This is a genomic window from Bradyrhizobium sp. SZCCHNRI20481 (genome assembly GCF_032485055.1).
In the GTDB taxonomy this organism is placed as follows: Bacteria; Pseudomonadota; Alphaproteobacteria; order Rhizobiales; family Xanthobacteraceae; genus Bradyrhizobium.
The window spans coordinates 217,346-242,921 of sequence record NZ_JAUEUE010000010.1 but is presented as its reverse complement, the minus strand read 5'-3'; the positions used below and the strand labels follow the sequence as shown (position 1 = coordinate 242,921).

Sequence of the window (25,576 nt, the reverse complement as noted above, 5' to 3'; positions counted from 1 at the left end):
CTGCGGCCGGCGGCCGCGGCCTCACCATAGACTTCCTCGTCTCGCTCTCGTCCTGCGAACAGCGATGCCGCACTTCGTTCTTGCCCACTGACGACAGCGGGTTCAGGCTCCCTTCATCGACAATGAGCGCGTCAGCCACAATGCACGCGCCAAGCCCTGGGAAGGATCGCCATGCTGAACCGCCGCAGCCTGCTGCTCGCCTCGCTTGCCGCCGGAGTGACGATGACCACGACAGCCGCGCGCGCCAAGCCGGCGCAACCTTCGACCCCGGTCGATTTCGACGTGCCGCCACAGGCCTGCGACTGCCACACCCACATCCACGGGGACCCCGAAAAATTTCCGTTTGCGGCGAGCCGGGTCTACACGCCGGAGCCGGCCCTGCCCGACGAGATGGCGGCGCTGCACAAGGCTCTACATATCCAGCGCGTGGTGATCGTGACGCCGAGCGTCTACGGCACCGACAACTCTGCGACGCTGTACGGCATGAAGGCGCGCGGCAATGACGCGCGCGGCGTCGCGGTCATCGACGACAAGACCACCGAGGCACAATTGGATGCCATGCATGCCGAGGGCTTCCGCGGCATCCGCCTCAATCTCGCGACCGGTGGCATCAACGACCCCAATGTCGGCCGCGCCCGCTTCCATGTCGCGGTCGAGCGGATGAAGGCGCGCGGCTGGCATGTCCAGCTCTACACCAACACGGCGATGATCGCGGCCATCAAGGACCTCGTGATGCAATCGCCCGTGACGGCCGTGTTCGATCATTTCGGCGGCGCGCAGGCTGATCTCGGCCTCGGGCAGCCGGGCTTTGCCGATCTGGTCGAGCTCGTCCGCAGCGGCAAGGCCTATGTAAAGATCTCCGGCGCCTATCGCGCCTCGACCCGCGGCCCCGACTACGCGGACGTGATCCCGCTCGCGAAGGCCCTGATCGAAGCCAACCCCGATCGCATCGTCTGGGGCACCGACTGGCCCCACCCGGATTCGTCGCCGCATCCCGAATTGAAGGTCACGGATATCAGGCCGTTCTATCCGATCGACGACGGCCGGCTGATGAACCAGCTCCCGGTGTGGGCTCCAGACGCCGCGATCCGCAAGAAGATCCTGGTCGACAATCCGGCGCGGCTGTATGGGTTTTGATGGCGTTGTCAGTCCGTAGGGCGGGTTAGCGCAGCGTAACCCGCCGCACGATGCTACGCCGCCCGTTGGCGGATTACGCTCCGCTAATCCGCCCTACATACTTTGATTGCGAGCGCAGCGGCGCAGCGAAGCAATCGTAGGGTGGGCAAAGGCGCGCTCCACCGCGATCTCGGCTTGCACCGCAGTATCGCGCGCCGTGCCCACCGCCGTCACGCACCGGCGCCGTCGGTGGGCACGCGCCGCCTGACGGCGTCGCTTTGCCCACCCTACGATTCCCGGGGCTTTAGCGCCTCGCCATCCTGGCTTCGCGGAACGACACCAGCCGGCGCTGCGACTCGTCCCACAGCACCAGCCGGACGCAGCGCAGGCTCTCCGGCAGCGTGATGCGGCCGATCTCGCGCAGTTCGGGATGATCGCGCAGCACGACCGGCAGCCGGTAATAGGGAATCCGGCTCGAGAGATGGTGGACGTGGTGGATGCCGATATTGGCGGTCAGCCAGTGCAGCCATCCCGGCAGGTCGTAGTGTGAGCTGCCGTAGAGCGCGGCCTGCTGCATCGTCCAGCGCTCGTCCCGCTCCCAGACGGTGTGCTCGAACTGATGCTGGACATAGAACAGCCACACGCCGGCCATGGCGGCGAGCAGCATGATCGGGAGATGCACGACCAGGAACGCCTGGATGCCGATGAGCCACATCAGCCCGGCAACCACCAAGGCAATGCCGAAATTGGTGGCCATCGTGCTGATCCAGGGCGACCAGCCGGCCCGCATGAGACCGAACGGCAGACGGTGCTGCAGGAAGAACAAATACGCAGGCCCTGCCACGAACATGACCAACGGGTGGCGGTACAGCCGGTAGCGCAGCCGCGCCCAGGCTGACCGCGCCTGATATTCCCGCACGGTCAACGTATCGATGTCGCCTATTCCGCGCCGATCGAGGTTGCCGCTGGTGGCGTGGTGGATCGCATGGGTGCGCCGCCACCAGTCGTAGGGCGTCAGGGTCAGCACGCCGAGGACACGGCCGACCCAGTCGTTCGCCTGACGCCCGGCGAAGAAGGTGCCATGGCCGCAATCGTGCTGGATCATGAACAGACGCACCAGGAAACCGCCGGCGGGGATCGCGATGAGCAACGAAGCCCAGGCATGGCCGAGCGAGAACGCGAACCAGGCGGCCGTCCACAGGGCCACCAGCGGCACGGCGGTGATCACCAGCTCGGTCACGCTGCGCAGGCGGTTTGGCGTGCGGTAGCTGCTGAGAATCTGCATCCAGTAGCGGGCATCGGCCGCGGCGCGGCCCTCGTTATCGCCGGCGCGCAGCGTGGCGCGGTCCTTGGGCGGCACAATCGCCATCGCGACTGGCTGATCGAACTGCAATGTCGTCTCCACCTTGTGTTCTTGGCGATCGCGCATGGCGAGACCGCGGCCAAATGGACCCCTGCGGACCGCCGAACAGGCTGCAGGAGTTCGAAATCACGAGCTATCGTCGGTTTAACCGCCGTCGAAGCCAAATGGTTCATCGTGCGCCTGACAACGAACCGCTCTGGAAGAGAAAGTCTGGGACGTGGACGCCCGTCAGGAGACGGGTAAAGAGCGCATGCGGCGGATCAATGAACTTAACCCGTCGAACGCCTCATGGCTAGGAGAGGACGGGTTACGATCCGTTAATCCGCCCGATGAAATGCGCGCTCCACATTGTGCACCGCGTTCCCCTCATCCCGTCCCACGCGTGGCATCCGGCGCCAAGGCCCTCTCACAGCGCGAGGTCGAGAAGATGTCCCAGATCGCGATGAACATTGCCGCGATCACCGGCCCGATGACGAACCCGTTGAGGCCGAATGCCTCGATCCCGCCCAATGTCGAAATCAGCACCACATAGTCGGGCATCTTGGTGTCCTGTCCGACCAGGATCGGACGCAGGACATTGTCGACGAGACCGATGACGAGGGCGCCATAGGCGATCAGGACCACACCCTGCCAGATCGATCCGATGGCAAGAAGATAGAGCGCGACCGGAAACCAGACGAGGCCCGCTCCCACTGCCGGAAGCAAGGACAGGAAGGCCATCACGACTGCCCACAGCAGGGGCGCGTTGATGCCGAGGAACCAGAACATCAGGCCGCCCAGCGCGCCTTGCGCCAGAGCGACGAGCAGACTGCCCTTCACCGTCGCGCGGATGACCACGGTGAACTTCCGCAGCAGCGCATCGCGTTGCTCCGGGCGCAGCGGAATGGCGCTCTTGATGCGCTCCGATAGCGTCTCTTCGTCACGCAGCAGGAAGAACAGCAGATAGACCATGATGAACAGATTGACGAAGACTTCGAACGTACCCTGTCCGATCACGAGCGCCTGGCTCGCAATGACCTCGCTGCCCTTCAGCAGGACGGCCGACAGCTTGCCCTTCATTCCGGCGAGGCTGCCGAGTCCGAAGCGATTGAGCAGATCGACCACCCATGTCGGAAGCGCGGCCAGCATCTTCTGGAAGTACTGTCCAATGTCGAGCTGACCGGACTGCATCTGTTTGTAGACTCCGGAGGCCTCCTGCGCCAGCGACGCCCCGATCAGCGACAGCGGAAGGATGACGATCACGACGAACATCAACACCACGACGGCCGCCGCCAGGCCGTGTCGGCCGTGCATCGACCGCGCCAACCAACGGTGCAGCGGAACGAAGACGATGACGCCGATGACGCCCCACAGAACCGCGCCGTAGAACGGCAGCAGGATCCACCCGAACATCAGCGATATCGCGACGAGCAAGAGAAGCAGGGCTCGGTCTTCGAGGCTACGCATCTGGCTTTCCTAGCGGACCGGGACCATGAGTTGGACCGTTCCTTCCTCCACGGCGGACGGTTTGCCGCTTGGTCGCGAAATGGTCAACGTTCGAATTCGACTTTGGCCCCTGCCACGACGCGACGTTGCCGGCGAAAACATGCTCCAGAACGCCGAATTTGTCTGCCGTTCCAGCAACAACGCCGATTTCAAGAGCCTGCTCGAAAAATAAAGTTCTTCTGAAAATCCGCAAATCAGGCGTATAAGGTCCGCGTTCCGGTCCGGATGAGGGGCGTACGCGTCGTCACGAAACGTGGGCCGGCAATGCGGTGGACGCGAGGGCATCGGCGCGCATCTGTGCGGACGAGCGATGCGCTTCGCGGACGTGAAATCGCGTGGTCCTGGCCTCCCGGTGCTGAGGCTGGAGGTTGCGGAGTCCTGATGAGCTCCGCGATCGACGGGGTCAATCAAGCCGGTCCCCGGGGAGATCGCGTATAAGCGTTAAAACCTCCGCGCAGGGAATGCCGGGATGTCTCGGCTGACCTGTGGTGACTGCCGCCTGCTTTTTTTCTGCAGGCGGGCCATGGGTGCGGCCAGCGCCCGGCATTCCCTGCGCCCTCATCATTGTCGAGGGCCCGCCTGATGCATGATCCGGACGCCCTGGCGTCGCGGCGATGCTGCGGCTTGCCTGATCGGGATCCCCGCCTGCGGCCCCACCCCCGGTTGCCAAGCGCACGGCGAGCCGCAATAGTCCGCGCTTCCGAGCCGGCCCGACCGGCCCGTTGACCTGGAGGCATGATGATGACGACGAGACCGGCCGCAAAATCATCCGACAAGGATGTCTGGCGCGTCGGCGTGCTGTTCTCGCGCAGCGGCCTGATGGAGGTCACGGAGTCCGAGCACTTCTTCGGCACCGCGCTGGCGATCCAGGAGATCAACCGGGACGGCGGCGTGCTCGGCCGCGAGATCGAGGTCATCGCCTATGATCCAGGCTCGCAGCCGGAAACGTTCCGCAAGCTCGCCGACCGCCTGCTCACCGAGGACGGCGCCTCCGTGATCTTCGGCTGCTCGACCTCGGCCGAGCGCAAGGCGGTGCTGCCGGCGATCGAGCGTCGCAACGGCCTGCTCTGGTACCCGTCGCTCTACGAGGGTTTTGAATATTCGCCGAACGTGATCTACACCGGGCCGGCGCCGAACCAGAACGCGTTCCAGCTCGCCGAATACATCGTGCGCAAGCACGGCCCGCGCGTCTATATGATCGGCTCGGACTACATCTACCCGCGCGAATCCAACCGCATCATGCGCGACCTCGTCGAGTCCTATGCCGGCCGCGTCGTCGGCGAGCAATATGTGACGATGGAGGCGACCGACGCCGAACTCGCACGCGGGCTCGACTCCATCAGGAACGCCGCGCCCGACGTGGTGTTCTCGACCATCGTCGGCCGTACCGCGCAGCGCTTCTACCGGATGTATGCACAGGCGGGCTTCGATCCGAAGCGGCTGCCCATCGCCAGTCTCACAATGGCTGAAGGCGAGGTCCGCGCCATCGGCGCCGAATACTGCGCGGGTCACCTCACCGCGGCGAGCTATTTCGGTACGCTCGCGCGCGACAGCAACGACCGCTTCAAGGCGGCGTTCGCCGCCGCCTTCGGCCCCGACAAGCCGGTCAGCATGTGGAGCGCCTCGGCCTATGCGCAGATCAAGCTGTTCGCGCTGGCGCTGGCGCAGGCGGGCAGCCTCGACACCCAGAAGCTGGTGGAAGCTGCGCTCGGCCTCAGCCTCGATGCGCCGGAGGGACCGATCCGGATCGATCCCGACAACAACCATGTCTGGGTGACGCCGCGGATCGGGCGCGTGCGCGCCGACGGCCAGTTCGACATCGTCTGGGAGAGCAAGAGCCCGATCAAGCCCGATCCCTATCTTTCGGTGTCGCCGATTGGCGGCCGCTGGCTGAGCGAAGAGGCGCTGTCGGCATGAGGCCGGATGACCGCATGAAGCCCGGCGTGCGCCGCCTCATCGAGGAGCTGCGCGGCGCCCGCGTGCTGGTGATCCATCCACGCGACGCCGAGGGGGACGCGCTGATCGACCAGCTCAAGCGCATCGGCTGCAACGTGCGCGGCGTATGGCCGCCGCCGGCCACGATCCCGCACGACATCGACACGGTGTTCCAGCTGATCGAGACCTCGGAGGAGATGATCTTTCCGGAAGGCACCAGCGATCATCCCCTCACCTTCATCGCCATCGTCGACTACGAGAACCCGACCATCCTGAAGCGACTGCTCGACAGCAATGCACATGGCGTCGTCAACAAGCCGATCCGCTCGTTCGGCATTTTGTCGTCGCTGGTGCTGGCGCGCTCGCTGCGCGGCTACACGCGCCGCCTCGAAGGCAAGGTACAGAAGCTCGAGGAGACCTTGAAGGCGCGGCGCGACGTCGACAAGGCGGTCAAGATCCTGATGGGGCTGAAGCAGGTCGGCGAGGTCGAGGCTTACGAGCTGATCCGCGCGCAGGCGACGCAGAAGCGCGTCGCGATGGCCGACATCGCAATCTCCATCATCAATGCACAGGAGACGCTCGGAGGACTGGGGGTGCTGGATGCGCCGGCCTCGCGCTGAGCGGGTGTTTCCGCGCTCATGCGTTGGGCAGCCGCGGCCCGAAATTTTTGCAGCCAATGGCGTTGACTTCGTATCAAGCATGGGAATTACTTGAGTCCATCGCGGACATCGGATGTCCGCCAATGGCCGGTCGGCCATTTCACATCAGGCTATGCAGCCCTCGCATTGCGCCGCAAGGCGCAGTCGGGGGCTTTTTGTTTGGCGCGCGCGGACCTCGCTAACGCAACGGAGACTCGTGCCTTGACGACGGATGACGACAGCAAAGTGCGGATCGCCTGCATCCAGATGCAGCCGATGGTCGGCGAGTTGGCAACCAACCTCGCCCACAGCCTCGATCTGATCCAACAGGCGGTGGCGCAAGGCGCCAAGCTCGTGGTGCTGCCCGAGCTCGCCTCCTCCGGCTACGTGTTCAAGTCGCGCGAAGAGGCCTTCGCCGCCTCCGAGACTATCCCTGGCGGTCCCGCCGTGACGGCCTGGAGCGAGATCGCGGCCGAGCACGGCCTGCATCTCGTGGCCGGGATCTGCGAGCGCGACGGCGCAAAGCTCTACAACAGCGCGGTGCTGATCGGGCCGAAGGGCTACATCGGCACGTTCCGCAAGGTGCATCTGTGGAACGAGGAGAACCTGTATTTCGAGCCCGGCAATCTCGGCTTCCCCGTCTACCACACCGAGATCGGCCGCATCGGCATGGCGATCTGCTACGATGGCTGGTTCCCGGAGAGCTATCGCCTCAACGCGCTGCAGGGCGCCGATATCGTCTGCGTGCCGACCAACTGGGTTCCGATCCCCGGCCAGGCGCCGGGCCGCGAGGCCATGGCCAACATTCTGGCGATGGCGGCGGCGCATTCCAACTCGATCTTCATCGCCTGCGCTGACCGCGTCGGTGTCGAGCGCGGCCAGCCGTTCGAGGGCCAGAGCCTGATCGTCAGCTACACCGGCTGGCCCGTCGCCGGCCCCGCGAGCCGCGATAAGGAGGAGATCGTGATTGCCGACGTCGCGCTCGGCGAGGCCCGCCGCGCCCGCAACTGGAACGCCTTCAACCAGGTCCTGCGCGACCGCCGCTCCGACGTCTATGACGAGATGCTCGGCAGCGAGGTCAAACGGGGTTGGTACTGACTGCTTCACAACGACTTTTCAGCTTTCGACCATTCACGGAGGACAATCGATGACGTCGCGTTTGATCACCACCTCGCTGGCGCTCGCCCTTGCGGCGACGGCACTCTCCCCTGCTTTGGCCGCCGATCCGATCAAGATCGGCGTCCCCGTCGGCCTGTCCGGCGCCAACTCCGTCGTCGCTCCCTCGGTCGTACAGTCGGCCGAGCTCGCAGTTGAGGAGATCAACGCCAAGGGCGGCGTGCTCGGCCGCAAGCTCGCGCTCGAGGTCGCCGATGACGCCTCGGGCGCCGCCGGCGCGCAGAAGGCATTCGACGCACTGATCTTCCAGAAGAAGGTCAACGTGCTGATCTCGATGGAGACCAGCGCGGCCCGCAATGCCGGCCTGCCGATCGTCGCCCGCGGCAAGACGCCCTACATCTACACCTCGTTCTACGAGGGCAAGTCCTGCAGCCCCTATCTGTATGTCAACGCCTGGGTGCCGGACCAGCAGGTGCCGCCGATCGTCGACTACTTCAACAAGGAGAAGAAGGCGAAGAACTATTTCCTGATCGGCTCCGACTACGCCTTCGGCCGCGGCATGCTCGGCTTCACCAAGAGCTACATCGAGAAGACCGGCGGCAAGGTGGTCGGCGAGGAATATCTGCCGATGGATGGCTCCGACTGGACGTCGATCATCTCCAAGCTCAAAGCATCGGGTGCGGACGCGCTGATCACCTCGACCGCGGGCGGCGCACCGAACGTGACCCTGACGAAGCAGTTGCGCGCCGCCGGCGTGAACCTGCCTTACGGCAACCTCGCCGTCGACGAGGGCACCGCCAAGGGCATGGGCGCTGATGCCGCCGGCATCTTCCTCTCCGCCTCCTACGTGACCGGCATCGACACGCCCGCCAACAAGACGTTCCTGGCGGCGATGGCCAAGAAGTTCGGCGCCGAGCTCAAGACGCCGAACGATCTCTCGGTCCCGGAATATGAGGCGGTCTACGCCTACAAGGCGGCGGTCGAGAAGGCCGGCAGCACCGACCAAGACAAGGTCTTGAAGGCTCTGGCGGAGGTCTCGGTCGACGGTCCGCGCGGCACGATCAAGATGGACAAGCAGCGTCACGCGCCGCTGACCATGTATCTCGGCCAGGTCCAGGCCGACGGCAGCGTGAAGGTGATCCAGAGCTTCCCGAACGTCGATCCCGGCGCGCAGTGCCCGGGCAAGTCCTGATCGCGTATGATGAAGGCGAGGCGGACCGCGGTCCGGCCTCGCACCTCTCGACTGGAAATGACCATGCTGACCGTCGCCCTCGATGCCGTCACGACGGCCGCCATGCTCTTCATCATCGCCGCCGGTCTCCTGATCGTGTTCGGCGTCATGAAGATCATCAATTTCGCCCATGCCGCCTTTCTGACCGTCGGCGCCTATGCCGCGCTGGTCGGCACGCAGTTGAACCTGCCCTGGTTCCTGATCTTGCCGTTTGCCTTTGCTGCCGGCGCCGTCTGCGGCGGGGTCACCGAGGTCGTGATCGTGCGGCGTCTCTACAAGCGCCCGCTCGATGCGATCCTCGCCACCTGGGGACTCGGAATCGTTCTCGGACAGCTCATTACGTTGATGTTCGGCCGCGAGGTCCAGTTCGTGCAGGCGCCGATCTCAGGCACGATCCACGTGTTCGGGACGGACTATTCGGCCTACCGCCTGGTGATGATCGTAGCCGCGTTGATTGTCGCGTTGCTGTTCACGGGTCTGCTCAATGGAACACGGCTCGGCCTTTCGACCAAAGCGGTGATCATGAACGAGATGCTTGCGCAGGGCCTCGGCGTTGATTCTTCGCGCGTCAGACTCATCACCTTTGCGCTCGGCAGCGGGCTTGCGGCGCTCTCCGGCGCCCTGGTCACACCGCTCTCCAGCGTCGATCCGAACATGGGCGTCCCATGGCTGATCGGCGCGTTCATGCTCGTCATGGTGTCCGGCGGCTCCCTGCTTGCGCTCGCCGGCTCCTGCGCCGTGCTCGGGACGTTGCAAGTCTTGGTCTCCACCTTCGTCAATCCGATCCTCGGCGGCCTCACCATTGCGATCTGCGCCGCCATCGTGCTGCGGATCCGGCCGGAGGGTTTTGCCCGTGCCTGATGCGCGTCCCCTCGCCTCTCCCGAGACGCCCGCAATGAGCCGTGCGATGCCGCGCATGATCGTCCCGGTGGTGCTCGTGGCCATCGCGGCCGGCGTGATCGTCATCGCGCCACTGCTGCTCGATACCTACCTCGTGAACATCCTGGTACGTGCCTGCTTCGTCGCCATCGCCGCCATTACCGTCGACATCATGTGGGGCTATTGCGGCACGCTGACCTTCGGCCAGTCCGCGTTCTTTGGCATCGGCGCCTATGCGCTCGCAATCATGTTCACCGAATATGGCTTCGGCACCTGGCAGGTGTGTGCAGCGATCGCCGCCGCGGTTGCCGTCGCTGCGGCGGTGGCTGCCTTCACCGGCTGGCTATCGTTCTATCCCGGCTCGACACCGCTCTACGCCTCGGTGATCTCTCTGGTGGTGCCGATCGTGCTGGTGCAGATCCTCTATTCCGGCGGCACCTTCACCGGCTCGTCCAGCGGCCTCGTCGGCTTCGAGAGCTTCGATCTGGAGATCGACACCTGGCTGCGCCTCGCCGGCCTCGGGCTGCTTGCCTCGGCCGTGCTGGCGCTCATCCTGATGCGCAGCGACACCGGGCGCCTGCTTGCAGCGCTGCGCGACAACGACGCGCGCTGCACCTATCTCGGCATCGACACCTCGCGGCTGCGCATCATCGTACTCGTGCTGTCCGCGATCGTCTCCGCGCTGGCCGGCTTCTTCTATGCCGGATTCGGCGGCGTCGCCGCGCCCGAGAACGCGAGCTTCGCCTTCGGAACCAACCTCGTGATCATGGTCGCGCTCGGCGGCCGCGGCACCGTGATCGGTCCGGTGATCGGCGCGCTTTGCATCGAGGTGGCGAGCGCCTACCTTGCCAATAGCCTCCCCTATGTGTGGGAGCTGATCGTCGGGCTTGCGCTGATCATCGTGATCCTTGTCTTCCCCGACGGCCTGCTCGGCGCTGTGATGCGCCTGTTCAAGCGCGGTGGTTCGGGACGGAGCACTGCGACGACGCTGCGCCCGGCCGCCACCGCCACGGCGGTCAGCAATCCGGACGCCGTTGCAATCGAAGTTCGCGCGCTCGGCAAGCATTATGGCAGTCTCGCAGTGCTGGACGGCGTGCAGTTCACGGCATATCGCGGCGAATTGCTGAGCCTCGTCGGTCCTAACGGGGCCGGCAAGACCACCTTGATCCGTTGCCTCTCCGACGGCCGCGAGCGCTCGACCGGCGACGTCGCGATCGCCGGCCATGACATCGTACGGCTGCCGCCGGATCGCGTCGTCCGTTTTGGTCTCGGGCGCAAGTTCCAGACGGCTTCGGTGTTCGAGACGCTGACCGTCGCCGAGTGCCTGCGCGTCGCGCGGACACATGCTGATCCTCCTGCGCTGACGTCGCGCGCGGTGACGCTGGTGCTGCCGCCTGCCGCCATGTCGGTCGTCGAACGCTCCGGGCTCAGCGAGCGCCTCGACGAGGAGGCCCGCAATCTCAGCCATGGCCTGAAGCAGGCGCTCGAGCTCGCGATGGTGCTGTCGCTCGAGCCCGACGTGCTGCTACTGGATGAGCCAACCGCCGGACTGACGCGCGCGGAGCGCCAGAGCTTCGCCGATATCCTCACCGCCCTCGCCCGTCGCGACCGCCTCTGCATACTCCTGGTCGAGCACGATCTCGATTTCGTCCGCGAGATCTCCTCGCGCATCATCGTACTGCACCAGGGCCGGCTCGCGCTCGACGGCTCGGTCGACGAGGTCGTGAACAGCGATCTGGTACGCGAGATATATACCGGCCAGCACGCGCCGCATGCGGAGGCCACGGCATGAGCGCGACGCTGGAAGTCAGCGATCTGGCGAGCGGCTACGGCTCGTCGGAGGTGATCAGCAATGTCGGTTTTGCGCTCGGCAAAGCCGAAACCCTCGCCATCGTCGGCAAGAACGGCATGGGCAAGACCTCGCTGCTCAAGGCCATCGTCGGCTTCCTGCCGGCCTGGCGCGGCCGAGTGAAACTTGCAGGCAAGGACGTGACGCGGGTGGCGCCGCATCTGAAGCGGAAGATGGGGCTGGTCTATGTTCCCCAGGAACATGCGCTGTTCCAGGACCTGTCGGTGCGCGACAATCTCAGACTTGGGGTGCTCACGGACGATGACATGACCGCGCGTTTCGAGCAGGTCGGCGGCTGGTTTCCGGTGCTGACCAAGCGGCTGAGCCAGCGGGCCGGCACGCTGTCCGGCGGCGAGCAGAAGATGCTGATCGTGGCGCGCGCGCTGATGGCGAAGCCCGACGTGCTGCTGCTCGACGAGGTCACGGAAGGTCTGCAGCCGTCCGTCGTCGACCGGCTGTCCGAGGTGCTGGTGCGGGTCCGGCGCGAGATCGGCACCTCCATGATCGTGGTCGAGCAGCATCTGCCGTTCGCGCTTTCGATCAGCGACAGATACCTCGTGTTCAAGCGCGGCGAGATCGTCGATGCCGCCGCAGTCGATCGTGACTCCGCCGCGCGCATCGACGAGCACATGCGCATCTAGCGGATCCGTCGCCGCGAGAACAGCGAGATCAGGACCGGCAGCGTGATGAGGATGACCACCGGCGCCAGCATCATGCCGGTGACCACGACGATCGCGAGCGGCTTCTGCACCTGCGAGCCGATGCCGGTCGACACCGCGGCCGGCATCAGGCCGATGCCGGCGACGACGCAGGTCATCAGCACCGGCCGAAGCTGCAATTCGCCGGTGCGGATGACCGCCTCGATGCGGTCGACGCCCTCGTCGATCAGCTGGTTGAACTGCGACAGGATGATGATGCCGTCCATCACGGCGATCCCGAACAGCGCGATGAAGCCGATCGCGGCCGACACGCTGAACGGAATGCCCGACAACACGAGGCCGACGACGCCGCCGAAGATCGCCATCGGGATCACGCTCATCGCCAGCAGCGTGTCGACCATCGAGCCGAAATTGAACCACAAGAGCACGCCGATCAGAGCGAGGCTGATCGGCACCACGATCGACAACCGTTTGATTGCGTCCTGCAGATTGCCGAACTCGCCGACCCACTCGACGCGTGAGCCCGGCGGCAACTGCACCTGCTCGGCGACCTTCTGCTGCGCCTCCTGGATCGCACTGCCGAGATCGCGCTCGCGCACCGAGAACTTGATCGGCAGATAGCGCTCCTGCTGCTCGCGATAGATATAGGCCGCGCCCGAGACCAGCTTGATGGTCGCGACCTCGCTCAGCGGAATCTGGGTGATGCCGTTCGGCCCCTGCGCGCCGATGCGCAAATTCTCGATCGCCTCCGCACTCTTGCGATATTCCGGCGCCAGACGGACGATGATCGGGAAATGCCGGTCGCTGCCCGGCTCGTAGAGATCTCCCGCAGTGTCACCGCCGATCGCGACCTTGATGGTGGCGTTGATGTCGCCGGGCGCCAGCCCATAGCGTGCAGCCTTGGCGCGGTCGATGTCGATCTGGACCGTCGGCTGTCCGAGCGAGGTGAACACCGCAAGGTCGGTGACGCCCTGCACGGTGGACAGGACCTGCTTGATCTTGTTGGCGGTGTCCGTCAGCGCCTGCAGATCATTGCCGTAGAGCTTGATCGAGTTCTCGCCCTTCACGCCGGAGACGGCTTCCGAGACGTTGTCCTGCAGATATTGCGAGAAGTTGAACTCGACACCGGGAAAGCGGTCGTCGAGCTGCTTCAGCAGCTCCGCAGTGAGCTGGTCCTTGTCCTTGGTGCCGGGCCAGTCCTTGACCGGCTTCAGCGGCGCGAAGAACTCGGCATTGAAGAAGCCCGCGGCATCGGTGCCGTCGTCGGGACGGCCGTGCTGCGAGACCACCGCATCGACCTCGGGCCGCGCGCGGATGATCTTGCGCATCTCGTTGACGTAGGCGTTACCTTCCTGCAGCGAGATCGTCGGCGGCAGGGTCGCACGGATCCAGAGATTGCCCTCCTCCAGCTTGGGCAGGAATTCCAGGCCCAGCAGTCGGCCAACCACCACCGTCAGCAATACGAGGCCGATCGCGCCGGTCATCACCAGGTTGCGATTGCCGACAGCCCAGCGCAGCACCGGCGAATAGATCGCGTGCAGCAGTCGCATCAGGCGCGTCTCGGTCTCCTCGACATGCGCCGGAAGGATGATCGCACTGAGCGCGGGCGTGACCGTGAAGGTCGCGAGCAGACCGCCGGCGAGCGCATAGGCGTAGGTGCGCGCCATCGGCCCGAAGATGTTGCCCTCGACGCCGCTGAGCGTGAACAGCGGCAGAAACGCGGCGATGATGATGGCTGCGGCAAAGAAGATCGAGCGCGACACGTCCGCCGCGGCCGACAGGATCGCGTGGCTCTTCATGCCCATCATCGTTTCCGGTGAGATGTGGCTCTCCTCGGCTGCCGATAGCGGCGTGGTCTGCGTCAGCCGGCGGAAGATCGCCTCGACCATGATCACGGTGGCATCGACGATCAGGCCGAAATCGATTGCACCGACCGACAGCAGGTTGGCGGACTCGCCGCGCAGCACCAGGATGATGACGGCAAAGAACAGCGCGAACGGAATGGTGGCGCCGACGATCAGCGCGCTGCGCAGATTGCCCAGGAAAATCCACTGCAGCAGCACGATCAGGCCGATGCCGACGACCATGTTGTGCAGCACGGTGTGGGTCGTGGTGTCGATCAGGTCCTTGCGGTCGTAGATGCGCTCGATACGCACGCCCGGCGGCAGGATCGTCGAATTGTTGATCTGATCGACCAGTTGCTCGACGCGGGCGATCGTCGGCGAGCTCTGCTCGCCGCGCCGCATCAGCACGATGCCCTGGACGATGTCGTCATCGTTGTTCAGGCCGGCGATGCCGAGCCGCGGCTTCTCCGCCACCGTGACGTTGGCGACGTCCTTCACCAGCACCGGGTTGCCGCCGCTCTGCGACACCATGGTGTTGGCGAGGTCGTCCATCGAGCGGATCAGGCCGACACCGCGCACGACCGCCGACTGCGTGCCGATCTCGACCGTGTTGCCGCCGACGTTGATGTTGGAGTTGCCGACCGCCTGCAAGAGCTGCGGCAGGGTCAGGCCGTTCGCGACGAGCTTGTTGAAGTCGACCTGGATCTCATAGGTCTTGGTCTTGCCGCCCCAGCCGGTGACGTCGATGACGCCAGGCACCGCGCGGAAGCGGCGCTGTAGCACCCAGTCCTGCAAGGTCTTGAGGTCGAGCACGCTGTAGCCCGGCGGACCGCGCAAGCGATAGCGATAGATTTCGCCGACCGCGCTGAGCGGTGAGATCTGCGGCGTGACGTTGCCCGGCAGCGGCGACAGTTGCGACAGGCGATTCAGCACCTGCTGCAAGGCTTCATCGTAGGTGTAGTCGAACGAGAACTGCAGCTTGACGTCGGACAGGCCATACAGCGAGATCGTGCGGATGTTGCGCAGGTTCTTGATGCCCGCGACCTGGGTCTCGATCGGGATCGTGATGTAGCGCTCGATCTCCTCGGCCGAGAGGCCTGGGCTCTGCGTCACGATGTCGACCATCGGCGGGGTCGGATCTGGATAGGCCTCGATGTTGAGCTGGCGGAATGCGATCAGACCTCCGATCAGGACGGCGACGAACATTCCGACCATCAGGAAGCGCCGCTGAACGGCGATGGCGACGAGACGGTCCATTCAGATCGGCACTTTCAGGAAGACAGGCAGGAGAAGCGCATGTCAGCTGCCCGAGGCTGCGCGATCGATGAACAGGCTGCCCTTGGTGACGATCTGCTCGCCGGCGCTCAGATTGCTTTCGACCGCGACCTGATCGCCATTGATCAAACCGGTCTTGATCTTGCGCAGCTCGATCGACTTGTCGGGGCGGGCGACCCAGACGCGGACTTGGTTGCCTTCGTAGATCAGCGCCTGCCGCGGCACCGCGACCGCGGGCTGTTCGCCTGGCGAATAGATCGTCACGTTGGCGAACATCTCCGGCTTCAGCAGGCCATCCTTGTTGTCGATGGTGGCGCGGACCAGGAGCCGCCGTGTCGCCGGGTCGATCGATGCGGCGACGTAGTTGATGCTGGCCTTGAGCGGCCGGCCGGGCAGCGCCAGCACGTTGACGAGAATCTCCTCGCCGACGTTCACCAGCGCCGCATCGCTCTCGCGGACGAAGGCCGTCAGCCAGACGGTGGAGAGATCACCGATCACGAATACCGGGTCGCTCGCACCGGAATTGACATATTGTCCAGGGCCGACCTTGCGCTGCACGACCGTGCCGGCGATCGGCGAGTAGATGGTGATCTCGCGATCGATCACGCCCTTGCTCTGGAAATCGGTGATCGCGGCCTCGGTGAAGCCGAGGATGCGCAGCTTGTTGCGCGCGGCCTCCAGCGCCGTTTGTGACGACCGCATGTCATTCTGAGCCTGAACGGAGGTCGCCTCCGCCTGCTGGAAATCCTTCAGCGGGATCGCCCGGCCTTCGAACAGGTCCTTGGCGCGCTTGTACTGGATGTCGGCGAGGTCGAGGGCAGACTTCGCCTTGTTCATCGCGGTGATGGCGGCGATGAAATCGTTCTGCGCCTGCACGGTGTCGGCGGCCTCGATCACGAACAGCGGCTGGCCCTGGCGCACGGTTTCGCCGGGACGGGCGAGCAGCTTGGTGACACGGCCGGCATAGGGCGAGAAAACCGGTGTCGAACGATCCTCGTCGACGGCAACCTTGCCCTCGGTAATATGCTCGGCACGAAATATCTTCTCGCACACCGGCTCGATCGTCAGCGTCGACCATTCCGCCGCCGATGGCGTGAAGCTGGTGCCGTTGCGTTTGGACTGGCTGGAGAGCTCGATATTGTCCTTCGCAGCCGTTCCCGACCGGAACTGCATGTAGCCATAGCCGCCCGCGCCGGCCATCGCCAGGGCAGCAAGGCCGATCAGCAGCCGCTTGGTGCTGAGCATCTGCGGAGATGGGTTCATGTCAGACGCCATGGCTGGTCAGATCGGCTCGCTTTATCGGTCGACGATTCCGGCTCTGGCGGTCTCATCGTTGCGCTAATAGTGCGGAACTGGAGCTTTAAACAACCTAAAAATCGCCCAACCCGCCTCTGTTTTGCTTTAAAAATTTGAAAGTTGAACGACAGCCGTTCAGCCTGCATTCAGCTGGTTCCGGGCAATCGCGGTTTCACCGCGACGCACCATGGACGCATCGAGCGCGCGGCGGATCGCCGTGACGGTGTTGCCAGTCTGTAGGCCAACCTCCGCGGGTACGCACCTACTCCAGCCTGACGCCCATGCTCCGGATTTGCGTTCCAGCTCGGACGGGCTCGCAACGTTGCGCGTGTCCGCAAAAATCGGGTCATGGTTTCCATGGCCCTGCGATGGGTGATGGTCCATCGTGCGATCATCCGTTGCAGCTTCGATCCGTTGACTGTGACACGCACATGAAGACGTCGTCTCGCGGCGCGGATGCGCCCGAGTCTTGCCGATCGTTTCACCCTCTCGTGAAGAGGGCGCAGGGAAGGCCAGGCGCCGGCTGACGCCTGCGGCCCGCCTGCGAGAAAAAATGCAGGCGGCAGGTACCACAGGTGCAGCCGAGAACGCCCGGCCTTCCCTGCGCGATGGTTTTCACGTTTACTGCGTACTCTCCCCGGTGTCCGGCTTTTAGCCACCGTCGCCGGCGGGATCATCACCCGCGGACTTGGCGCCAGCATCGGGGCGCCAGGACCATACGCCTTCACGTCCGCAAGCCTGCCGTTCGTCCGCGTGCACAACGCACGCTGCGGCACAAACACAGCCATCGCTCCCCGCCCCGCGTGTCGTGACGATCGCGCGCAACGCCCCTTCTTCGATGGAGCGGGATGGCCGCAATGAAACACATTTTCTGAAAAAAAGAAAGAAAAATCTTTGATGGTCGCGCAACGAGGCCACCACCATCTCGAACATGGACCCCAACATGTTCGACAGGTGCAGCTCATGCGGCTGGCCTCAAGGCCGCGTGCTCAAAGGTGAGATTCGTCCCTGGTTGAGCAGAAGACGAACTGGCGGGCAGGATGGCTTTGGCACCGTCACGACCTCTTGGATGCCTGACCGCCACTCATCAAGAACGATCACGTGCAATTTGCCCTCCACACATGCCGAAGCTCCCAGGGCCTTGATCAGCTGCGGGAGGTCTTCCGGGTGGACGTTCGCGTCCAGCTCGACCGGTACCGGCATTGCACGCAATACATCCTTGGGCGGATTAGCAGCCCAAGCAAACACGACGACAGCGACCGCAATCAGTGGCGTCATCACGTAGGTCATCCGCACCAGTCTGTCGAACAGGAGCCGCCTGAGCTCGGAGTTGGCGGTCAGGCTGATCAAGCGTCGGGATTCTTTCAGCGCACGCCAATCGTTTGGAGAGAGTGCGGAACCGTCGCGGTTGCGGGGCGCGCGCAAATATTCGCACAATTCCTCCAGGCTGTTTACCGACAAACCTTTCAGAAAAGGTCTGGCCCTGAGTTCGATCCTCTCCTTCCAGCTGCTCGGTATGCCCCTGCTGTCGGCGAAGTCCTGCAGCGTGAGACTCGGCGGCGCGATGACCTTGATGGCAAAACCGAACAGGACCCCAAGCCCGATGAAGCCGACCGCGATGGCGGAAACGGCAATCACCAGCCGTACCCCGAAACCGAAAGCCCCCAAGGAAGAGAGCGACGTTCCGACCACGACACCAGCTGCCGCGACGGCGATCCCGCTCACGATCCACTTCGCTGTTTCCCGCAATGAGACGCCCGCTGCATCGACCTGCTTTTCCTGGGCGTCCGCGAGTTCGGCGATGGCCTCGAAACCGATCGGATCCTCCTGCGCTGGCGGCCGACTCGTCATGTGCAGCCCTCAGGTTCAGACGATGTGGATATGGGCGTCGACACCGTGACCGCGGAGAGCGGTCTCGGCATCAGCTTTCAGTGCTGCGTCCTTGTGATCCTTGGCTTCAACCGTAAGCACGAAGTGTGGGGCTGCTTCGCCGAAGCTCTTCATAGTCCGGGACAGCTCGGCAATCTTCGGGACGTGGGCGTGCAGCGTCCCGATGTTATCGAAACTCTTGAAGACTCTCGTCTGAATATCCGGCGACAGGATCTGTTGGAGCATTTCGTCGGTCAGGCGACGCGGGATATAGGATGGCGCAGCAAGTGCGTCGGAGCTCATTGCACCCGAGAATACGAAGGGGGCAATACCGATGCCGGAAGCGGCTGCGACAACGCAGCGATTCGCAAGATCGAGCTTGTATGTCCCACCCTTCGGGACCGTGAACTGATCGTGTTCATCTAATTTGTACCGCTCGTGGGCGGCTGGGTCAGGTACCGGCGACGCGGATCGTTTGGGGGTCTCGGTCATGGTGGGTTGCCTTCTTGCCGGAATGTTCTGGAACGAACTCTCCAACAACTTAAAGTTTTGTTTATTGATTTGGATCAACCGACGAACTGAGATGAGCGCGCGCAGCGCGCCTCGCGAAGAACCGTGGAGCTCTCCGGGAAATTGATAGGCTTGAAGTCGGATGAGATCGTTGTTGCGAATCGCAATGCTTCAGCCGGTTCGACGGACCAATCCAACGACGCTGTCCTCGGAACAGGGCAGCAGCACCGGTGTCACGTGGCCATGGCGGCTGTATTGCATAGCAATGACCTCAATGAAAATCGCGCGAGCGCGGCAGGATGCGGACGTTGCGGGGGTGGCTGACGCGCTGGGAGGGAGTGTCGAGGTGATCGCGGCGGTCGTCGTTGAGCGGCTCGGCGGGCATCGGGCCGTGCGGCACGGCACCGAGACGATCGTTCGACAACAAGGCGAGATCGGCGCTGCGGTCGACCAGGCGCTCGGCGACGAGATGCACGACCTTCTCGGGGCTGCTCTGGATGCGGCCTTCGACCAGCACGAGGCGCGCGCCCATCACCTCCTTGCGGAAGGTCTCCATCACCTTCGGCCACACCACGATGTTGGCGATGCCGGTCTCGTCCTCCAGGGTCATGAACACGACGCCCTTGGCGCTGCCCGGTCGCTGTCGCACCAGCACCACGCCGGCGCAACGGACGCGGCGGCGGTCGTTGGCGTGGTTGACGTCGCGGCAGGCCAGCACGCGCTCGGCGGCGAAGCGCTGGCGCAGGAACTCCATCGGGTGGCCCTTCAACGACAGGCGGATGGTTTGATAGTCCGCGACCACGTGCTCGGGCAGCGGCATCTCCGGCAGCGGCTTGGCGCCCTCGTCCGGCTGCTCGCGGGCGATCGCGGCCTCGAACAGCGGCAGCGGCACATCGTCGGGCAGCCGGCGCACGGCCCAGAGCGCGGCACGACGGTCGAGCCCCAGCGAGCGGAACGCATCGGCATCGGCCAGCAGCAGCAGCGCGCGCTTGGGCAGAGCGGTGTCGCGGGCGAAGTCTTCCAGCGAGGTGAAGGGCCCGCGGGCGCGCGCCTTGATGATGCGGTCGGCCCAGTCGTCGTCCTGGAGAAAGATGCCGGCCTGTCCCTCGCTGTCATTCCTGGGCAACGCGACAGCGTCGAGCGCTCGAAACGTATCAACGGCTTGTGAGTAAAGAACGCCTCCTTCCGCAGCGTCATTCCGGGGCGCCCGGAGGGCGAGCCCGGAATCTCGAGATTCCGGGTTCGATGCCCCGGTCAAAACAGCTTCGCTGTTTTGACTCGTCGCATCGCCCCGGAATGACGGTGGGGAGAGAGCTTGCGCATCATCCTGCAATGACAATGCGGAAGCGACTTGTGCCTCGCTCCGCATCGCCTCCGACAATCGCTTGATCCGCTCCTCGTCGCGGTCGATCCAGCGGAAACCGTCGATCTGGCGGAAGCCAAGGCGGACGGCGCAGTATTTGCTACCCATTTCCTCCAGCGTGTTGTCGGCGAAGCTGTGGGACACGTCGATGTTCCGGATCTCGACGCCATTCTTGCGGGCGTCGCCGACGATCTGCGCCGGCGCGTAGAAGCCCATCGGCTGCGAGTTGAGCAATGCGCAGCAGAACGCGTCGGGATGGAAGCATTTCAGCCAGGACGAGACATAGACGAGCTGGGCGAAGCTCGCGGCATGGCTTTCCGGAAAGCCGTAGGAGCCAAAACCCTTGATCTGGTCGAAGCAGCTCTTGGCAAAGGCCGGATCGTAGCCGCGCGCGATCATGTTGCCGACCATCTTCTCCTCGTAGGAGCCGATGGTGCCGACGTTGCGGAACGTCGCCATCGCGCGGCGCAGGCCGTTGGCTTCCTCCGACGAGAACTTTGCGGCCTCGATCGCGATCCGCATCGCCTGCTCCTGGAACAGCGGCACGCCGAGCGTCTTGTGCAGCACCTTGTAAAGCTCGTCTTTCGGGCCGTTTGCCGGCGATGGATAGCTGACCTTTTCGAGACCGTTCCGGCGCCGCAGATACGGATGGACCATGTCGCCCTGGATTGGTCCGGGCCGGACGATCGCGACCTCGATGACGAGGTCGTAGAAGGTGCGCGGCTTCAGCCGCGGCAACATGTTCATCTGCGCCCGGCTCTCGACCTGGAACACGCCGAGCGACTCGCCCCGCTGCAGCATTTGGTAGACTTCGTTGTCATCCTCCGACCGGATATCGGAAAGCACGTATCGCTGGCCCTTGTGATCGGCGATCAGGTCGAAGCATTTGCGGATGCAGGTCAGCATGCCCAGCGCCAGCACGTCGACCTTCATCATGGACAACGCATCGACGTCGTCCTTGTCCCATTCGATGAAGGTGCGATCGTCCATCGCGGCATTGCCGATCGGCACGTAGCTGTCGAGCCGGTCCTGGGTCAGCACGTAGCCGCCGACATGCTGTGACAGGTGCCGCGGAAAGGTGATCAGCTCCGATGCCAGCTCCACGGCGCGGCGGATCATCGGATTGGTTGGATCGAGCCCGGCCTGGCGCACCTGCATGTCGGAGAGGCCGTCGCCCCAGCTGCCCCACACGGTGTCGGCGAGCACGGCGGTAACGTCCTCGGTCAGTCCGAGCGCCTTGCCGACGTCGCGGATGGCGCTGCGCGGGCGATAATGGATGACGGTGGCGATGATCGCCGCGCGGTGCCGGCCGTAGCGGCGATAGACATATTGCATCACCTCCTCGCGTCGCGAATGCTCGAAATCGACGTCGATGTCGGGCGGCTCCAGCCGCTCCTTGGAGATGAAGCGCTCGAACAGCAGATCGATCTTGGTCGGATCGACCGAGGTGATGCCGAGCACGTAGCACACGGCCGAGTTCGCCGCTGAGCCGCGGCCCTGGCACAGGATGCCCTGGCTGCGGGCGTAGCGGACGATGTCGTGAACCGTGAGGAAATAATGCGCGTAGTTGAGCTCGGCGATCAGCGCCAGCTCCTTGTCGAGGACTGCGCGCAGGCGGTCGTCGAGATCATCACCGAAATAGGTTTTGGCGCCGGCCCAAGTCAGGTCCTGCAGATGCCCCTGCGCGGTCTTGCCCGGCGGCACCGGCTCGTCGGGGTACTGGTATTTGAGCTGGTCGAGCGAGAAGACGATGCGGTCGGTGAAGCGGATGGTCTCGGCAATCGCACCGGGATGATCGCGGAACAGCCGCGCCATCTCGTGTCCCGGCTTGAGGTGGCGCTCGGCATTGACTTGGAGCCTTCGGCCGATGGCCTCGATCGAGGCTTTCTCGCGGATGCAGGTCAGCACGTCCTGCAGCATCCGCTGCTGGGGATGATGATACAGCACGTCATTGGTGGCGATCAGCGGCACCTTGACCGATGCGGCGAGACGCGCCAGCCGCGCCAGCCGGCGGCGGTCGTCGCCACGATAGAGCAGGCTGCCGGCGAGCCACACGCCTTCGGCGCGGCTGTCCTTCAGCCGCGTCAGGACTTCGCTGATGACAGCCTCGTCGAAGCGATGCGGCGGCATCAGCACCAGGAGCTGCCCCTCGATGAAATCAAACAGATCCTCGAAGGTCAGGCGGCAGTCGCCCTTGGCGACCTTGTCGAGATCGCTGCCGCGCTTGCCGCGGGTGAGCAGCTGGCACAGCCGGCCGTAAGCCGCACGGTCGCGCGGATAGACGAGGATATCCGGCGTGCCGCAGGTGAAGACGAGACGTGCACCGTATAATAATTTAGGCTTGTAGCTCAGTCTGTCATTGTTCAGCTCGCTATAGGCGCGCACGATGCCGGCCAGCGTGTTGTGGTCGGCGATGCCGATGGCGGTGAGACCATATTCGGCGGCCTGGTGCACATAGTCCTGCGGATGCGAGCCGCCTTGCAGGAAGGAGAAATTGGTGGTGACGCCGATCTCGGCATAGGGGATGGGAGTCATGGCGCGGCTGCGGAGGCTGCGTTGACGATGCTGCGTTGCCCGCTCCCTGCAGATGATGAGCTCCAACAAGTCGCCTTGCACAAGTGCCCACCCTCCCCTGGAGGGGGAGGGTCGACGCGCGCACAGCGCGCGGCGGGGTGGGGTGAGCCCAACAATCGGTCGTCCTGACGTCGACACGTCAGGGATGTGGGCGTCTCGACTCCGGCGAAAATCGGCACCGTGCACGCTGATGGTCTGTCACCCCACCCCGGCTCGCATGCGCGCATGCGAGCCGACCCTCCCCCTCCAGGGGAGGGTGAGCAGCGAGATCGCCGCGAGAGATGTGCGATCCCGGCCCTCATGCGAACAGGCCGTGCATGTACCAGGCGGGCTGTACGGGCAGGCCCTCCTGCTGATCGAGCTCGCGGTCATACAACCCGTCGCGGTAGAGCCAGAAGCGCAGGCCGTGCTCGTCCTCGACGCGGAAATAGTCGCGCGTCAGCCCCTGCCCGCCCGGCCGCCACCATTCCATGGCGATGCGCTCCGGGCCTTCGGCGCGCACCACCGCATGCGTGGCACGGCGCCAGACGAAGCGCGCGGGCGGGCCGTCCGGCACCCCGGCGATCACTTGGATCGCCTCCGGCTGCGCGAACAGCCGCAACGGGCGCAGCGGCGGCTCGCCTTCGCTGCGCTCCGGCCAATCGGCCACCGTGGCGACGGCGAGATGCTGCTGCGCCTGTAACGGCAGCTCCGCCCGCTCCGGGATGTGGGTGTCGACCGGCAGATGCACGACCACACGCTTGCCGCCGATGCGCGCGGCGATGCGGTCGATCAGCGCCGACAGCTCGTCATTGTCGTGGACATGGGCGTCGAGATCGCGCTGCTGCTGCACCACGATCTCGCTGCGGCTCGCCGACAGCCGGATCATGTCGAAGCCGAAGCCGGGATCGAGCGGATCATTCAAGGCGTCGAGCCGCTCGCGGAACAGACGGTCGATGATTGCGGCCTCGGTGACCGGCTGGCCGGTGTCGACCGCGATGACGCGCACTAGGCCGTCGGTGCGGAAGAAGCAGGCCTCGAGCCGCCGCGCGCCCTTGCCCTGCTGCACCATCGCCCTCACCAGCATCGCGGCGAGGCTGGAGAGGCTGGCCGCGATCACGGTGTCGGTCGCGACCGGCTCGGCAAAACGCTTGTCGACGATGTAGTCCGGCGGGACTTTGCGCGGGCTGATCGGCGCATCGGCCTCGCCCAGCGCCTGGGCCAGCACGCGGGTGAAGGCGACACCGAACCGCGCCGTGATCTCGTTGCGGCCGCGCGACGCGACGTCGCCGATCATCTTCAAGCCGGCGCGGCGCAGGCCGAGCGTGATCGCTTCGCTGCCGCCAAGGGCTGCCACCGGCAGCGGCGCCACCGCGGCCGCCTCCTCGCCGTCAGGCACGATGCGGCCATGCACCTGCCGGTTCAGCGTGCGCGCACACACGGCGTTGGAGGCGATCGCTGCCGACACGGTGAGACCGTGCGCGGTCAGCGCATCGCAGAGCGACCGCATCAGTTTGGCTTCGCCGCCGAAGAGATGCACGCAGCCGGTGATGTCGAGCGAAAGCCCATGCGGCGGATCCAGCGCGACCAGCGGCGTGAAGCGGTCGCACCAGTCGGCGATGCCTTCGAGCATCTTGGCGTCAGCCGCGAGGTCGGCCTCGTGGACGACGAGGTCGGGACAGACCGCGCGGGCGTTCGCCAGCGGCTGGCCGAGGCTGACGCCATGGCACGCCGCCGCCTCGTCCAGCGCATGGATCAAGAGCGCATTGGCGTCCTTGATGACGACGACCTGCGGCAGGTCGTCACGCCGATCGGCGGAGCAGTTTCGCTTGATCCGATCGATGGGCAGGCGCGGCAGCCACAGGCTGAGGATCCGCCGCCGGTTCGCTGAAACGGCACGCATCGGGGGTCCACTCCATGATCCATCGTCCGGTCTGGCCGTGACGATTGCGAATGAGCTCGGCGTCGAGACGCGGCGCGCCCCAGGCCATCCAGGGCGCCGAGGGCAGCGACGGCGCGGTGCGGACGATCCAGCGCGTCTCGGCGGTCGAAGGTTCGGGTGTGGCTGCAATGCGCAACACGAGCGCGGTCACGCCGGACTCCTGCGCGGCCAGGGTCAGCTTGCGGCTGGCGACGAGATCGAGCTTTTGCGTCTCGCCCCACACCTCCAGCATCACCCCGCCCAGCGCATCGCAGGCGAGCGCATCGGCCGCGGTGCGCAAGCCGTGATCGAGATCGGGCGCCCGCACGATCACGATGCGGCGCGGGTCGAGGCCAAGCTCGGCGAGCCCGCTCATCGACAGCGCGCCCATCTCGCGCTCGGCGAAATCCTGCCGGATCCAGATCAGCGGCCGGCGCGCCGCGACGCGCGCCGCGAGCCCGCACAGGAAGCCGGTCGCGGCCGTCGCCTGACGGCCGGTCTCGGCGAACACCTCATGCAGCGCGCCAGTGGCCAGGCCGCCCTGCAGCACGGCGTCGGCCTCGTCATGGCCGAGCGCGACCCGGCGCAGGTCATGTGCGCCATCTCCCGCCTCGAGACGGGCAATGCGGCCGCGCAGACGCGCGAGCGTATCCATGCGTGCGCCGGTCATCCGT

The 25,576-nt window shown here is 65.0% G+C and carries 18 protein-coding genes; 9 read left to right on the top strand and 9 right to left on the bottom strand.

Annotated features, from left to right (window positions below; all coding sequences use genetic code 11):
- Nucleotides 1-171 precede the first annotated feature (171 nt).
- Nucleotides 172-1,137, top strand: a complete 966-nt coding sequence (locus tag QX132_RS18275; RefSeq protein WP_315737332.1) for an amidohydrolase family protein — start codon at nt 172-174, stop codon at nt 1,135-1,137.
- A 283-nt stretch (nt 1,138-1,420) separates the two neighbouring features.
- On the opposite strand, the gene QX132_RS18270 is transcribed toward QX132_RS18275, so the two are convergent.
- Nucleotides 1,421-2,545 carry a fatty acid desaturase gene (locus QX132_RS18270; protein ID WP_315737331.1) on the bottom strand — a complete coding sequence of 375 codons (1,125 nt, stop codon included), beginning with the start codon at nt 2,543-2,545 and terminating at the stop codon, nt 1,421-1,423.
- A gap of 300 nt (nt 2,546-2,845) precedes the next feature.
- Complete coding sequence (locus tag QX132_RS18265; protein ID WP_315772557.1) at nt 2,846-3,925, bottom strand: AI-2E family transporter; 1,080 nt, start codon at nt 3,923-3,925, stop codon at nt 2,846-2,848.
- Nucleotides 3,926-3,950: 25 nt separating this feature from the next.
- On the opposite strand from QX132_RS18265, the gene QX132_RS18260 reads away from it, so the two are divergent.
- From QX132_RS18260 to QX132_RS18225, 8 genes are all read left to right on the top strand, one after another.
- Entirely contained in the window at nt 3,951-4,136 is a 186-nt protein-coding gene (locus QX132_RS18260; RefSeq protein ID WP_315779724.1) for a hypothetical protein, read from the top strand.
- 569 nt (nt 4,137-4,705) lie between these two features.
- A complete protein-coding gene (locus QX132_RS18255; protein WP_315776512.1) occupies nt 4,706-5,881 on the top strand; it encodes a transporter substrate-binding domain-containing protein in 1,176 nt (391 codons plus the stop codon).
- Between the two features lie 14 nt (nt 5,882-5,895).
- Nucleotides 5,896-6,519, top strand: coding sequence for an ANTAR domain-containing response regulator (locus QX132_RS18250; RefSeq protein ID WP_315779722.1), 624 nt, complete (start codon nt 5,896-5,898; stop codon nt 6,517-6,519).
- A 240-nt stretch (nt 6,520-6,759) separates the two neighbouring features.
- Nucleotides 6,760-7,635 carry a nitrilase family protein gene (locus QX132_RS18245; protein ID WP_315757691.1) on the top strand — a complete coding sequence of 292 codons (876 nt, stop codon included), beginning with the start codon at nt 6,760-6,762 and terminating at the stop codon, nt 7,633-7,635.
- A gap of 49 nt (nt 7,636-7,684) precedes the next feature.
- On the top strand, nt 7,685-8,845 hold the full coding sequence (locus tag QX132_RS18240) for a substrate-binding protein (RefSeq protein ID WP_316162242.1): 1,161 nt from the start codon (nt 7,685-7,687) through the stop codon (nt 8,843-8,845).
- Between the two features lie 63 nt (nt 8,846-8,908).
- Nucleotides 8,909-9,745 (top strand): branched-chain amino acid ABC transporter permease, encoded by an 837-nt coding sequence (locus tag QX132_RS18235; protein WP_316162240.1) that lies wholly within the window; start codon nt 8,909-8,911, stop codon nt 9,743-9,745.
- 34 nt (nt 9,746-9,779) lie between these two features.
- Nucleotides 9,780-11,555, top strand: a complete 1,776-nt coding sequence (locus tag QX132_RS18230; protein WP_316162239.1) for an ABC transporter permease subunit — start codon at nt 9,780-9,782, stop codon at nt 11,553-11,555.
- The gene (locus tag QX132_RS18225; RefSeq protein WP_316162237.1) at nt 11,552-12,253 is read left to right on the top strand and encodes an ABC transporter ATP-binding protein; all 702 of its coding nucleotides are present in this window, start codon (nt 11,552-11,554) and stop codon (nt 12,251-12,253) included. Before QX132_RS18230 ends, QX132_RS18225 begins: the two co-directional genes overlap by 4 nt.
- Here the strand turns inward: QX132_RS18225 and QX132_RS18220 are convergent.
- The 7 genes from QX132_RS18220 to QX132_RS18190 all read right to left on the bottom strand — a co-directional run bounded on the left by QX132_RS18220 (nt 12,250) and on the right by QX132_RS18190 (nt 25,572).
- A complete protein-coding gene (locus QX132_RS18220) occupies nt 12,250-15,372 on the bottom strand; it encodes a CusA/CzcA family heavy metal efflux RND transporter (protein ID WP_316162236.1) in 3,123 nt (1,040 codons plus the stop codon). The two genes, QX132_RS18225 and QX132_RS18220, sit on opposite strands and share 4 nt — an antisense overlap.
- 42 nt (nt 15,373-15,414) lie before the next feature.
- Nucleotides 15,415-16,653 (bottom strand): efflux RND transporter periplasmic adaptor subunit, encoded by a 1,239-nt coding sequence (locus QX132_RS18215; RefSeq protein WP_409998885.1) that lies wholly within the window; start codon nt 16,651-16,653, stop codon nt 15,415-15,417.
- A gap of 1,008 nt (nt 16,654-17,661) precedes the next feature.
- The gene (locus QX132_RS18210; RefSeq protein WP_315737319.1) at nt 17,662-18,537 is read right to left on the bottom strand and encodes a hypothetical protein; all 876 of its coding nucleotides are present in this window, start codon (nt 18,535-18,537) and stop codon (nt 17,662-17,664) included.
- Between the two features lie 15 nt (nt 18,538-18,552).
- On the bottom strand, nt 18,553-19,047 hold the full coding sequence (locus QX132_RS18205) for a hypothetical protein (protein WP_315813087.1): 495 nt from the start codon (nt 19,045-19,047) through the stop codon (nt 18,553-18,555).
- A 289-nt stretch (nt 19,048-19,336) separates the two neighbouring features.
- Entirely contained in the window at nt 19,337-22,963 is a 3,627-nt protein-coding gene (locus QX132_RS18200) for an error-prone DNA polymerase (protein ID WP_315813086.1), read from the bottom strand.
- Between the two features lie 337 nt (nt 22,964-23,300).
- Nucleotides 23,301-24,884: a DNA polymerase Y family protein gene (locus QX132_RS18195; protein ID WP_315813085.1), complete on the bottom strand. Its 1,584-nt coding sequence runs from the start codon at nt 24,882-24,884 to the stop codon at nt 23,301-23,303.
- Nucleotides 24,784-25,572 (bottom strand): DNA repair protein, encoded by a 789-nt coding sequence (locus QX132_RS18190; RefSeq protein ID WP_315813084.1) that lies wholly within the window; start codon nt 25,570-25,572, stop codon nt 24,784-24,786. The genes QX132_RS18195 and QX132_RS18190 overlap by 101 nt, the downstream gene beginning before the upstream one ends.
- Nucleotides 25,573-25,576: the final 4 nt, after the last annotated feature.